At 74.6% G+C, this 11,681-nt stretch carries 11 protein-coding genes; 5 read left to right on the top strand and 6 right to left on the bottom strand.

The window, feature by feature from the left end:
* Window positions 1-102: 102 nt before the first annotated feature.
* Window positions 103-1,086 carry a hypothetical protein gene (locus tag AC07FV_RS00765; protein WP_479083680.1) on the bottom strand — a complete coding sequence of 328 codons (984 nt, stop codon included), beginning with the start codon at window positions 1,084-1,086 and terminating at the stop codon, window positions 103-105.
* A 475-nt stretch (window positions 1,087-1,561) separates the two neighbouring features.
* Here AC07FV_RS00765 and AC07FV_RS00760 point away from each other — a divergent pair, with 475 nt between their 5' ends.
* A complete protein-coding gene (locus tag AC07FV_RS00760) occupies window positions 1,562-3,118 on the top strand; it encodes a PQQ-dependent sugar dehydrogenase (RefSeq protein WP_479083679.1) in 1,557 nt (518 codons plus the stop codon).
* 130 nt (window positions 3,119-3,248) lie between these two features.
* Here the strand turns inward: AC07FV_RS00760 and AC07FV_RS00755 are convergent, their stop codons facing one another.
* Entirely contained in the window at window positions 3,249-4,406 is a 1,158-nt protein-coding gene (locus AC07FV_RS00755; protein ID WP_479084858.1) for an ROK family transcriptional regulator, read from the bottom strand.
* 146 nt (window positions 4,407-4,552) lie between these two features.
* Here AC07FV_RS00755 and AC07FV_RS00750 point away from each other — a divergent pair, with 146 nt between their 5' ends.
* From AC07FV_RS00750 to AC07FV_RS00740, 3 genes are all read left to right on the top strand, one after another.
* Window positions 4,553-5,635: a Gfo/Idh/MocA family oxidoreductase gene (locus AC07FV_RS00750; protein WP_479083678.1), complete on the top strand. Its 1,083-nt coding sequence runs from the start codon at window positions 4,553-4,555 to the stop codon at window positions 5,633-5,635.
* The gene (locus AC07FV_RS00745) at window positions 5,632-6,117 is read left to right on the top strand and encodes a heme-degrading domain-containing protein (RefSeq protein WP_479083677.1); all 486 of its coding nucleotides are present in this window, start codon (window positions 5,632-5,634) and stop codon (window positions 6,115-6,117) included. The genes AC07FV_RS00750 and AC07FV_RS00745 overlap by 4 nt, the downstream gene beginning before the upstream one ends.
* 118 nt (window positions 6,118-6,235) lie before the next feature.
* Window positions 6,236-7,108 carry an LLM class F420-dependent oxidoreductase gene (locus AC07FV_RS00740; RefSeq protein ID WP_479083676.1) on the top strand — a complete coding sequence of 291 codons (873 nt, stop codon included), beginning with the start codon at window positions 6,236-6,238 and terminating at the stop codon, window positions 7,106-7,108.
* Window positions 7,109-7,296: 188 nt separating this feature from the next.
* Here the strand turns inward: AC07FV_RS00740 and AC07FV_RS00735 are convergent, their stop codons facing one another.
* From AC07FV_RS00735 to AC07FV_RS00720, 4 genes are all read right to left on the bottom strand, one after another.
* Window positions 7,297-8,154 (bottom strand): fumarylacetoacetate hydrolase family protein, encoded by an 858-nt coding sequence (locus tag AC07FV_RS00735; RefSeq protein WP_479083674.1) that lies wholly within the window; start codon window positions 8,152-8,154, stop codon window positions 7,297-7,299.
* A 187-nt stretch (window positions 8,155-8,341) separates the two neighbouring features.
* Entirely contained in the window at window positions 8,342-9,055 is a 714-nt protein-coding gene (locus tag AC07FV_RS00730; RefSeq protein WP_479083673.1) for a YidC/Oxa1 family membrane protein insertase, read from the bottom strand.
* Window positions 9,056-9,147: 92 nt separating this feature from the next.
* Window positions 9,148-9,462 (bottom strand): DUF6412 domain-containing protein, encoded by a 315-nt coding sequence (locus tag AC07FV_RS00725; protein ID WP_479083671.1) that lies wholly within the window; start codon window positions 9,460-9,462, stop codon window positions 9,148-9,150.
* A 53-nt stretch (window positions 9,463-9,515) separates the two neighbouring features.
* Window positions 9,516-10,079 carry a winged helix-turn-helix transcriptional regulator gene (locus tag AC07FV_RS00720; RefSeq protein WP_479083670.1) on the bottom strand — a complete coding sequence of 188 codons (564 nt, stop codon included), beginning with the start codon at window positions 10,077-10,079 and terminating at the stop codon, window positions 9,516-9,518.
* Window positions 10,080-10,231: 152 nt separating this feature from the next.
* On the opposite strand from AC07FV_RS00720, the gene AC07FV_RS00715 reads away from it, so the two are divergent.
* A complete protein-coding gene (locus tag AC07FV_RS00715; RefSeq protein ID WP_479083669.1) occupies window positions 10,232-11,656 on the top strand; it encodes an MFS transporter in 1,425 nt (474 codons plus the stop codon).
* Window positions 11,657-11,681 lie beyond the last annotated feature (25 nt).

Genomic DNA, 11,681 nt, shown 5'->3' with positions numbered 1-11,681 from the left:
CCCCCCCCCCTTCCCTCCCCCCCCCCCCCCCCCCCCCCCCCCCCCCCTCCCCCCCCCCCCCCCCCCCCCCCGGCGCACTCGTGGGGCGCGGGTGAGGGGGAGTCAGCGGCGCCTGCGGGCGAGCAGTACGGTTCCGCACCCGGCGGCGACCAGCAGGGCGGCGGCCGCCGCGGCCATGCCCGTGCGGCCAGGTCCGGTGCCGGCCAGTTCCTCGGCGTACGCGTACGGGGTGTCGGCGGCCCGCCCGTCCCGGGCCTCGTCGGCGCGGCCCTCCGGGGGGTCGGCGCGACGGCCCTCCGGGGGGCCGGCGCTCGGGGCCGCGTCCCTACCGTCCGTGTCCCGGCCGTCCGGGGTGGCGGCGCCGGAGGGGGACGCGGGGTCGGCGCTCCGGCCGGCGGTCGGCTCGTCGGCGGGCGCGCCCGACCTGATGCGGAAGCGGTAGTCGTTCGACTGGCCGATCCAGTCACCGTCGTCGCCTCGCCGCTGGACCACGGCCGCGGTGGCGGTCACGTCGTTGGCCACGGCGTCCGAGGTGAGCGCCAGCCGCACCTTGACGGTGAGGGTCTTGCCGGGGTCGACGGTGAAGCCGGGGAAACGGGGAAGGGTGGCGCTGCCGCTCACGGACTCGCCTTCGGACCCGGCCTCGGGCCCGGGCTCGGCCTCACCCCCGCTCGCGTCTTCGTCCTCGGCCGCTTCCTCGCCGAACACGCCGATCAGCTCGTCCCGTTCGGTCGGCTCGAACGTCACGGCACGCGGCTGCGCGCCGTCGTAGAACTCCAGGCGGGGCTGGGACGGCTTCAGGGCCCGTTCCTCGTCGACGAGGACGACGACCGGGTGGATGCCCTCGCAGGTCCGGGAGGTGGTGTTGGTGAGGTCCAGGTACCAGGTGCCGTAGCCGCCCCCGGCCTCGAAGGCGGCGGGGCCGCCGTGGATGCGGGTGGTGAGGGGGAAGGTGTGGTCGTCCGGGGCCGTGCACGCGGGCAACGGCGGCTGCGGGTCCGCGTGCGCGGGGGCGGCCGACGCGGCGGCGGCGAACAGGGCGGCTGCCGCCACCAGGCAGGGGGACGTGGTCGTGAACAGTCGCATAAACACATGAGCGTGCCGGTGATGTCCGGCTTCGGGCACCGCCATTCGGGCCACGCCCCCCGGACGGAGCAACTACACCCCCCGATCGGCGGCCGGCGTTTGCGGCCGACGGTCCCCGGTCGGCGGTCGGCGGTCGGCGGTCGGCGGTCGGCGCTTACAGCCGACGGTCCCCGGTCGACGGTCGGCGCTTACGGCCGACGGTCCCCGGTCGACGGCCGGCGGTAGTCGACCCGCGGAAGCCGACCGGCGCCCCTCGGCCCGCTTTCCGCCAGACGGCGGCAAAGTGGCGCGATCGCGCGTTGCCGCTCCGCCCCGGCGGGCCGCAGCCTGAGGGGCGGGAGCGCTCCCACACCACCGGTGCCCCCAGACCCTCACGCCACCCCCACCCCGCCTCCCCGCTCAGGAAGCGGCACGGGAAGAGGCACAGAAAGAGCACCCGCCCCCTCCCCCACAGGAAGAGAAGGACCAGAGGCCCATGGACCTGGCTTGTCATATACATGCTCTATTTCGCGCCACGGGACGGCGCCTGGGACTCGCCCTCGGCACCCTCGCCCTGGTGATCCCGGCCCTCCTGCTGACCGCCCTCGCCCCGACACCCGCCGCCGCGGCGGAGGCCGCGGCGCCCGTCCCCCTGCCGTCGCTCAGCGCGACGACGACCCAGGTCGCCTCCGGGCTGCGGCGGCCCACCGCCCTCGTCGCCCCCGACGACGGCACGGACCGGCTGTTCATCACCGAGAAGTCCGGCACGGTCCGCGTCTACCACCCGGACACCGGCCTGGCCGCCGCCCCGCTGCTCGACATCACCGCGGCCGTGGACGAGTCGGGCAACGAACGCGGGCTGCTCGGCATCGCGCTCCCGCCGGACTTCGCCGACAGCCAGGACCTCTATCTGGCGTACACGGCGCTGCCCGACGGGGCGGTCACGCTGGCCCGCTACCGGCTCGACGCGTCCCGCCTGGAGGTCCTGCTCTCCCAGGAGCACGCCGAGTACAACAACCACAACGGCGGCCAGCTCGCCTTCGGCCCCGACGGCAAGCTGTACTGGAGCATCGGCGACGGCGGCGGCTCCGGGGACCCGTTCCGGTCCGGACAGCGGCTGGACACCCTGCTGGGCAAGATCATGCGCATCGACGTCAGCCGCGCCTGCGCGCCGCTCGCCTACTGCGTCCCCGCCGACAACCCCTTCGTCCGCACTCCCGGTGCCCGGGCGGAGATCTGGCTGTACGGGCTGCGCAACCCCTGGCGCTTCTCCTTCGACAGCGGTGACGGCTCGCTGTGGATCGGCGACGTGGGCCAGGGCCACTGGGAGGAGGTCGACCACATCCCCGCCGGGAAGGGCGGGCTGAACCTCGGCTGGTCCTGCTACGAGGGCCTGGAGGAGTTCGAGGGCGGCGACTGCGCGTCCGGCCAGGAGTACACCGAGCCGGTCTTCACCTACTCGCCGTACACCGGCGGCTGCTCGGTCATCGGCGGCCACGTCTACCGGGGCCGGCAGTACGCCGACCTGGTGGGCGGTACGTACATCGCCACCGACTACTGCTCGTCCACCGTCTGGGCGCTGCGTCCCGACGGGCGGGGCGGCTACGAGGAGGCCGAGATCGGGCAGATGCCCACCCAGGTCACGTCGATCGGCGTGACCGTCGACGGCGAGTTCTACGTGGTCAACGACCTGCCCGGCGGTCTGCACCGGGTGTCGTTCAGCCGGGAGGAGCCCACCTGCCGGGTGGACCGCAAGGTGACCCGCTGGGGCACCGGCACCACGGTGGACCTCACCGTCACCAACACCGGCGACGCCCCGGTGAACGGCTGGACCCTCGCGTTCCCGCTGTCCTTCGGGCAGACCGTCGTGTCCGACTGGAACACGGACCTGGTCCAGCTCAGCAACACGATCGACGCGACCAACGCCCCGCACAACGCCACGATCGCGCCGGGCGCGAGCGTCACCCTCGGTTACCTCGCCTCGCACACCGGCGACGCCTCGCCGCCGCCCCGGTTCATGCTCAACGGGGACGCGTGCACCGTCGGCTCCTGAGCGCCGCCGGTACGCCGTGAACGACGGCCGGTCCGGGCCGGGTCCCCACGGCCCGGACCGGCCCGGACCGGCTCCGTCCTCGGCGCCGGGACGTCCGGTCCGGACCGGCTCCGTCCCGCGTGCCGGGACGTCAGGCGTCCCCCCGCCCGAACAGCGGCGCGAGCAGCAGCTGCGCCGCGCCCTCCGCGACCCCGCGCACCCCGCCGGGCGCCATCCGCACCGGTACGGCGCCGCCGTGACCGCCCTCCCGCCGGGCGCGGGCGTCGAGCACGGCACCGACCCCGCCGACGAAGACCTCCGGCGCGGCGGCGACGGTACGGCCGCCGAGCAGGACCAGGTCGATGTCCAGCAGCCCGGCGAGGTTCGCGGCGCCCGCGCCCAGCACCCGGGCCGCCTCCGTGACGTCACCGCGGGCGACGGCCCCGAGGCACAGCGCCTCTATGCAGCCGCGGGCGCCGCAGGTGCAGGGCGGCCCGTCCAGCTGGACGACCTGGTGCCCGAACTCCCCGGCGCCCGTCCTAGCGCCGCGGTGCACCCCGCCGCCGATCACGAGGCCGGCGCCCAGTCCCGTACCAAGGTGCAGATAGGCGAAGGAGCCGCCTCCGCCGGGCGCCTCTCCACCGACCGCGAGGCCGAGGGCCGCCGCGTTGGTGTCCTTGTCGACGACGACCGGCACCCCGAGCCGCCGCACCAGCGCGTCCCGCAACGGGAAGCCGTCCCACTCGGGGAAGCCGGTGACCCGGTGCAGCACGCCCCGGACGTGGTCGAGCGGCCCGGGGAGGGCGACACCGAGGCCGAGGAGGGTGGGCGCGTGGGCGGGCGTCCCTCCGGGCGGCCGCAGGGTGTCCGCGACCAGTGTGCGGACCGCCCCCGCCACGCCCTCCAGCACCGCTTCCGCCCCCGCGCCCAGGTCCAGCGGGGAACGCCGCTCGCCCAGCACGGTGCCGTCCAGATCGACCAGTACCGCCCGCAGCTCGTCCCGGTCCAGGTGGACGCCGAGCGCGTGACCGGCCTCCGGCACCAGGCGCAGTACCGTCCGCGGCTTGCCGCCCGTGGAGGCACGGCGTCCGGCCTCGGCGGCCAGGCCGTCCTCCCGGAGGCGCGCGGTGATCTTGCTGACCGCCTGCGGGGTGAGGCCGGTCCGCTCGGCGAGTTCCAGCCGGCTGATGCCCTCGGCACCGGCGGTGCGCAGCAGGTCGAGCACCAGGGCGGCGTTGGGACTGCGCGGGGCGCGCGGCCGGGCCCCGCCCACCGCACCCCGCACGCGGCCTCCACCCGTGCCGCCCACGTCCACGCCGCCCGCGCCCTCGCCACCCGTGCCACCACCCCCGGTGACACTCGCGCCGGCCCTCGTACCTCCGCCGTTCGTCCTGTTCACGCCCCCATTGTCACCGGCGCTTGCACTTTGGCAACACCGTTGCGAAAGTAGGAGGCATGACTGGTACTCCTTCCGGCAGGTCCCCGCTGCGCGTCGGCCTGGTCGGCTACGGCCTCGCGGGCTCCGTCTTCCACGCCCCGCTGATCGCCGCCACCGAGGGCCTGGCCCTGGACACGGTGGTCACCTCGAACCCGGAACGGCAGCAGCAGGCCCGCGCCGAGTTCCCGGACGTACGGACCGTCGCCACGCCCGACGAGCTGTTCGACCGGGCCGGCGAGCTGGACCTGATCGTCGTAGCGTCCCCGAACAAGACGCACGTACCGCTCGCGACGAGGGCCCTGGAGGCCGGTCTGCCGGTCGTGGTGGACAAGCCGGTGGCGGGCACGGCGGCCGAGGCGCGCAAGCTGGCGGCGCTGGCGGAGGAGCGCGGCCTGCTGCTCTCCGTCTTCCAGAACCGCCGCTGGGACAACGACTTCCTCACTCTGCGGCGGCTCGTCGCCGAGGACGCGCTGGGCGACGTGTGGCGCTTCGAGTCCCGCTTCGAGCGCTGGCGGCCGAAGCCGAAGGGCGGCTGGCGCGAGTCCGGCGACCCGGCAGAGATCGGAGGTCTCCTCTACGATCTCGGCAGCCACGTCGTCGACCAGGCCCTCGTCCTCTTCGGCCCGGCCACGCAGGTCTACGCCGAGTCGGTCGTCCGGCGCGCGGGCGCGGAGGCGGACGACGACACGTTCATCGCCCTCACGCACGCGAACGGCGTCCGCTCCCACCTGTACGTCTCCTCCACCGCCGCCCAACTCGGCCCCCGCTTCAGCGTCCTGGGCTCCAAGGCCGGTTACGTCAAGCACGGCCTCGACCCGCAGGAGGCGGCGCTGCGCGAGGGCAAGCGGCCCGGTCCCGGCTGGGGCGAGGAGGACGAGTCGCTGTGGGGCCGCCTGGGCGCCGGGGAGTCCCCGACGACCGGCGGTGGGAACGTGACGGCGACCGTGCCGGGCGACTACCCCGCCTACTACGCGGCGGTGGCGAAGGCCCTGCTGGAGGGCGGCCCGAACCCGGTCGGCGCCCGTGAGGCGGCGGCCGCCCTGGACGTCCTGGAGGCGGCCCGCCGGTCCGCCCGCGAGGGAATGGTGGTGGCGCTGTGAGTGCCGAGAAGTCCGAGCAGACGGTCCCGACGGTGGAGGAGCTGGAGGAGCAGGAACGCCGCCTGGTCTTCCGCCGGTTCACGCACGACGACGCCTGGACGCTCGGCTCGCTCCTCGTCGAGCTGGCCCGCGAACGCGGGGCGCCGGTCGCCGTCGACATCCACCGCGCCGGCCAGCAGCTCTTCCACGCGGCCCTGCCCGGCTCGACCCCCGACAACGACGCCTGGATCGCCCGCAAGCGCCGGGTGGTGGAGCGGTACGGCTCCGCGTCCTACCTGGTCGGCTCCCGCTTCCGGGCCAAGGGCACCACGTTCGAGGAGTCCTCGCGGCTCGACGCCGACACGTACGCGGCGCACGGCGGCTCCTTCCCGATCACCGTGGCCGGCGCCGGTGTGATCGGCTCCGTCACGGTGTCCGGGTTGCCGCAGGTGGAGGACCACCGGATGGTGGTGGAGGCGCTGGAGCGGTTCCTGGGCGAGTAGCCCGCTCGGCCGCGGTCGGCCCCCGGACGGCGCACTCCGGGAATCACCGGTGGGTGCCTGTGGTTGGCAGGCAGGTACCCACGATGATCGCAGTGCTCACCGAAGGGATCGCGAACCGATGAACGAGGCGACGGCTTCTCTGAAGGAATCGCTCGGACGGTACGGCGTGTGGAGCGTGCAACTGCGCTCCGGGTCCGCGGCGAGCGACACCGAACACACGGAGGCCACCGCCGAGTTGGAGCGGCTCGGGTTCGGTGCCGTGTGGCTGGGCGGCAACACCTCCGCCGCGGACGCCGCCCCGCTGATCGAGGCGACCTCGCGGATCGTCCTGGGGACCAGCATCCAGAGCATCTGGGAGCACGAGCCCGCCGCGACGGCGGCGAGCTTCGCCGAGCTGGAGGTGGCCCACCCCGGCCGCTTCCTGCTCGGCCTCGGCGTGAGCCACGGTCCCCGGGTCGAGGGCTACAACCGCCCGTACTCCAAGATGGTCGACTACCTCGACGCCCTGGACCGGGCGGGCCTGCGGTCCGGCCACCGGGTGCTGGCGGCGCTCGGCCCGAAGATGCTGGAGCTGTCCCGGGACCGGGCGGCGGGCGCGATCCCGTACCTGGTCACCCCCGAGCACACCGCGCAGGCCCGCGAACGGCTCGGCGAGGGGCCGCTGCTGGCGCCGGAGTTCAAGGTGGTGCTCTCCTCCGACCCGACCACCGCCCGCGCGACGGCCCGCGCCTACCTCGCCCGGTACCTGTCGCTGCCGAACTACACGAAGAACTTCCTCAACCTCGGCTTCACGGAGGCCGACGTGGCGGACGGCGGCAGCGACCGCCTCATCGACGCCGTGTTCGCCTGGGGCGACGAGGACACGATCCGGACCCGCATCGACGCCTTCCTCGACGCGGGCGCCGACCACGTGGCCCTCCAGGTGGTGGAGGACGACATGACCCTGATCCCCCACGAGGGCTGGCGCCACCTCGCCTCCGTACTGGCATAAGGCGGAGCGCCCCTCAGGCGAGCCTTCCCCACCGGCGCGAGCCAGAGCGCCCCAAAGGGGCGCGGGGAACGGCGCCCCCAGCCCACCCCAACCCGCACACCCCCCCAAGGGGCGCGGGGAACTGCGCAACCGGCCACCGCAACCCGCGGCCGACAACGCACCGGTTCCCCCCGCCCCCAGCGGAGCGCCTACGCGTTCTTGAGCGACTGCCGCTGCCGCCCCAGCCCCTCGATCTCCAGCTCCACCACGTCCCCCGCCCGCAGGTACGGCTTGGGCTCGGGCTGCCCCATCGCCACCCCCGCCGGCGTCCCGGTGTTGATGACGTCACCGGGCCTGAGCACCATGAACTGGCTGACGTACCGCACGACCTCCCCCACCGGGAAGATCTGGTCCGCGGTCGTCCCGTCCTGCTTCAGCTCCCCGTTCACCCACAGCCGCAGCGACAGCCGCTGCGGGTCGGGCACCTCGTCGGCGGTCACCAGCCAGGGGCCCAGCGGGTTGAAGGTCTCGCAGTTCTTGCCCTTGTCCCAGGTCCCGCCCCGCTCGATCTGGAACTCCCGCTCGGACACGTCGTGCGCCACCGCGTACCCCGCGACACACGCGAGGCCCGCCTCGGCCGACTCCAGGTAGCGGGCCGTACGCCCGATCACGACCGCCAGCTCCACCTCCCAGTCGGTCTTCACGGAGCCGCGCGGCACGAGCACGGTGTCGTCCGGCCCGACCACCGTGTCCGGCGCCTTGAAGAAGACGACGGGTTCGGCGGGCGGCTGGGCCCCGGTCTCCCGGGCGTGGTCGTGGTAGTTGAGCCCGATGCACACGATCTTGCCGATGCGCCCCACGGGCGGTCCGACGCGCAGCCCGGTTCCGTCCAGGACGGGCAGGTCTCCGGCGTCGGCGGCGGCCCGTACCCGGCCGAGCGCGGCGTCGTCGCCGAGCAGCGCCCCGTCGATGTCCGTCACCAGGCCCGACAGGTCTCGCAGGGTCCCGTCGGCGTCGAGCAGCGCGGGTCGCTCCGACCCCGCCGTACCGACTCGCAACAGCTTCATGATCCCCAACTCCTCGGTCTCGGGCAGCCCGCCGACGAGGTGCGACCTGGGTGCGGCAGGGACGCGACAACCATCGGAGGACTTGGTCGATCGTCCAAGGTCGGGGTCCACTCCGCAATACCCCGTTCACGTACTGGACCGTAGCCAGGCCGTGCGCCCTCCGCCGCACCGGTACCGCCGGTACGCCTCACCGGTACAGGAAGGCCCGCTCGACGGCGCTCCACGTCGTGCTCGTGACGACGTACAGCGCGGCGGCCAGCGGCACCACGGCCACGGTGACGAGCGTGAAGAAGGACATGAACGGCATGACCCTGGTGATCGCACCGACCCCTGGCACCGCCTCCGCGTCACCGGCGGGCAGCAGCGGCCGGTCGGCCATCGTCCGCTTCGTCAGCCGGTAGCTGAAGGTGGCGACGGCGGCGACGACCGCGAACAGCGCGACGTACACGAGCCCGGCGCCGCCGGTCACCCCGCCGTCTCCGAGCGCGTCGGCCCACCGCCCGCCCAGCGGGGCGGCGAGGAGCTGGTGCGAGAGCAGTTCGTTGGCCTGTCCGCCGATCGAGGAGCTGGAGAACAGGTGGTAGAGCAGGAAGAAGGCGGGCACCTGGCACAGGCTCGGCAGGCAGCCCGACAGCGGTGACACCTTCTCCTCGGCGTGCAGTTCGAGTACGGCCCGCTGAAGCTTCTCGGGGTTCTTCGCGTGCTTGCGGCGCAGTTCGGCGACCTTCGGTTGCAGTGCGGTACGCGCCTTCTGTCCGCGCGCGGCGGCCCGGGACAGCGGATGGACGAGGAGCCGTACGAGCGCGGTGAACAGGACGATGGCGGCGGCCGCGGCGGAGGCGCCGAACAGCGGCTGGAGCAGGTCGGCGAGGTGGTCGACCAGGCTGGCGAAGACGGACATGGGTGAGCCCTCCGGGGGTCTCGTCGTGCCGGGGTGGGAAGACGGCATGACGACACGACCCGCGCGGGGTTGCCTCGTGTGGAAGGGGTGCCCTACGCGGCGGTCGCCGGGAGGGCGTGCCCGGGCGCTCGGGGCCGGCGGCGGCCGGGGGCGTCGGGATCGCGTTGGGGCAGGAAGGCCGTACGCAGGTCCCGGTCCCTGAGGGCCGTGCGGACCCGGGTGCGCGGCACGGCGGGCGCGCAGCGGGCGGCGATGACGGCGCAGACGGCGAGCGCGGACCCGACCGCGGCGGTCGCGGCGAGCGCGACGGTGACGGAGAGGCTGCCGACGTCGACGAGGGCGACGGGGAGGAGCACGAGCAGCAGCACGAGCAGAGGGCGCAGGACGACGGCCCGGTCCCGGATCATCGGCCACCCCCTCGTCCCCGCATGCGGCCCGGTCGTCCCCAGTTATACAGGACCTACCGCGGCGCCCGCCCCTGCGCCGGAGCGGTCTGCGAGGGCTGCTCGACCTCGATCGGCCGGAGCAGCCGCCGCCGCCCCAGCAGCGCCCGGCTGACCGGGTCCGCCGGGTCCGGGTCGAGTCCGGGGCCGGGCTCCATGTCGATGTCGCGGACGGCGACGGTGGTCCCGCAGGCCGGGCAGACACCGTGCGGGTCGAGTTCGGTGCCGCAGTCGGCGTGCCAGAACGTGCGCATGGGCTCGCCGCCGAGCTGCTCGCGCCCCCAGATGCCGAGCGCGCGCAGGGCGGGCCACAGGGCGATGCCGCGCTCGGTGACGACGTACTCGTCCCGCGGCGGCGACTCCTGGTAGCGGCGCTTCTCCAGGATGCCCTCGGCGGTGAGCGCCTGGAGGCGGTTGGCCAGGACGGCGCGCGGGATGCCGAGGTGGACCAGGAAGTCGTTGTAGCGCCGGACGCCGTAGAGCGCGTCGCGGATCACGAGCAGGGTCCACCGCTCGCCGACCACCTCCAGTGCCCGGGCGATCGAGCACTCCTGCGCCGCATAGTCCTTGCCCAGTGCCATGAGGTCCACTGTAACCACTTTCCGCTTCCTTGGTTCATTCACCGAACCCATGGTGCTACGTTGACCACCGCGTCAGTTCAGTGAACGAACCACAAGCCCACCGCGGCCGCCCGGCTCGCAGCGGGCATCCCGGACCGAGAAGGCGGACGGACATGACCGACACCGGCACGGATTCCACCGCGGCCACCGGGGCGACCGCTCCCCCCGGCGTACGCGCGGCCGGCGGCCCCGACCGGGACTCGCCCCCGCCCCCGCACCCGGGCCGCACCCTGGCCCTGACCAGCGCCGCGACCGCCGTGGCCCTGATGACGTACACCGCGCCGATGGTCACGCTCCCGCAGACGGCGGCCGACCTGAACACCCCGCTCTCCGCCCAGGCCTGGCTGCTGAACGGCACCCCGCTGGGCCTGGCCGCCCTGCTCCTGGTGGCGGGCAGCCTGGCCGACGACTACGGACGCCGCCGGATCTTCGTCTCCGGCACGCTCGCCCTCGGTCTCACCACCGTGCTGGGCGCGTTCTCGTCCACCACGTGGCTGTTCACGCTGGCCCGCGTCGCGCAGGGTGCGGCGAGCGCGGCACTGCTGGCCAGCAGCCTCGGCCTGCTGGTCCACGCCTTCCCGACCCCCGCCGGACGGCTGCGCGCGACCGGCGTGTGGGGCGCCTTCGTGAGCGGCGGCATCGCGGCGGGCCCCCTCCTCGTCGGGGCGGTCCCCGAGTGGCGGGTGTCGTACGGCGTGCTCGGCGCCGCCGCGCTCGTGGTGGCCGGTCTGGGCGCGCGGGCGCTGTCGGAGTCGCGGTCGCCGCGTCCGGGCCGGCCCGACCTCGCCGGGGCGTTCACGTTCGGGGCGTCGCTCGTCGCGCTGGTGGCGGCGTTGACGCTGGGGAGGGACGGATGGCTGCGGGCGCCGGTGGTGGCGCTGCTGGCGACGGCCGTGCTCCTGGGCGGCCTGTTCGCGTGGCTGGAGCGCCGCGCTGCCTCTCCGATGATCGACCTGTCGTTGCTGCGCGCCCCGCGCTTCCTCGCGTCCTCCGCGGGCGGCCTGTTCATGGGCCTGTCCGTGATAGGCCTCTTCAGCTATCTGCCGGCGCTGCTCCAGCGGGCGCTCGGGCTCTCCCCGATGGACACCGCCTGGCTGTTCCTGCTCTGGTCCGGCCTCTCCTTCACGGTGGCGCTCCAGGCCCGCCGGCTCGCCCACCGCCTCCCCCCGCGGCGGCAACTGGCCGTCGGCTTCGCCCTGCACGCGGCGGGCGCCCTGGCGATGCTCGGCGCGGTCGACGCGGGCTCCTGGGCCCGCATGCTGCCCGGCCTGGTCCTGGCCGGCGTCGGGAGCGGCCTGCTGAACGCGGCGCTCCCGCTGCTCGCCGTGGAGTCGGTACCGGCGGCGCGGGCCGCGATGGGCTCGGGAGCCCAGCAGACGTTCCGTTACATCGGCTCGTGCGCCGGGGTCGCGCTGACCATCGCCCTGGTGACGTCGACGGGGAGCCCCGGCCGCGGCACCGACGTGGCGCTGTGGGTGTCGGCGGGGCTGGCGGTGGCGGCGGGCGTACTCGTGGGGGTGCTACGGGAACGGGGCTGAGCGGGCGGCACCTTGCGGCCCCGGC

The organism is Streptomyces sp. NPDC045956 (genome assembly GCF_056430705.1).
Note: the sequence above shows the minus strand (reverse complement) of the source record. Positions and strands in the feature narration are given on the sequence as shown.

Coding starts and splice junctions, on each gene's coding strand:
- AC07FV_RS00765 (WP_479083680.1), bottom strand. CDS start 1,086: ATGCGACTGTTCACGACCACGTCCCCCTGCCTGGTGGCGGCAGCCGCC.
- AC07FV_RS00760 (WP_479083679.1), top strand. CDS start 1,562: ATGGACCTGGCTTGTCATATACATGCTCTATTTCGCGCCACGGGACGG.
- AC07FV_RS00750 (WP_479083678.1), top strand. CDS start 4,553: ATGACTGGTACTCCTTCCGGCAGGTCCCCGCTGCGCGTCGGCCTGGTC.
- AC07FV_RS00740 (WP_479083676.1), top strand. CDS start 6,236: ATGAACGAGGCGACGGCTTCTCTGAAGGAATCGCTCGGACGGTACGGC.
- AC07FV_RS00735 (WP_479083674.1), bottom strand. CDS start 8,154: ATGAAGCTGTTGCGAGTCGGTACGGCGGGGTCGGAGCGACCCGCGCTG.
- AC07FV_RS00730 (WP_479083673.1), bottom strand. CDS start 9,055: ATGTCCGTCTTCGCCAGCCTGGTCGACCACCTCGCCGACCTGCTCCAG.
- AC07FV_RS00725 (WP_479083671.1), bottom strand. CDS start 9,462: ATGATCCGGGACCGGGCCGTCGTCCTGCGCCCTCTGCTCGTGCTGCTG.
- AC07FV_RS00720 (WP_479083670.1), bottom strand. CDS start 10,079: ATGGCACTGGGCAAGGACTATGCGGCGCAGGAGTGCTCGATCGCCCGG.
- AC07FV_RS00715 (WP_479083669.1), top strand. CDS start 10,232: ATGACCGACACCGGCACGGATTCCACCGCGGCCACCGGGGCGACCGCT.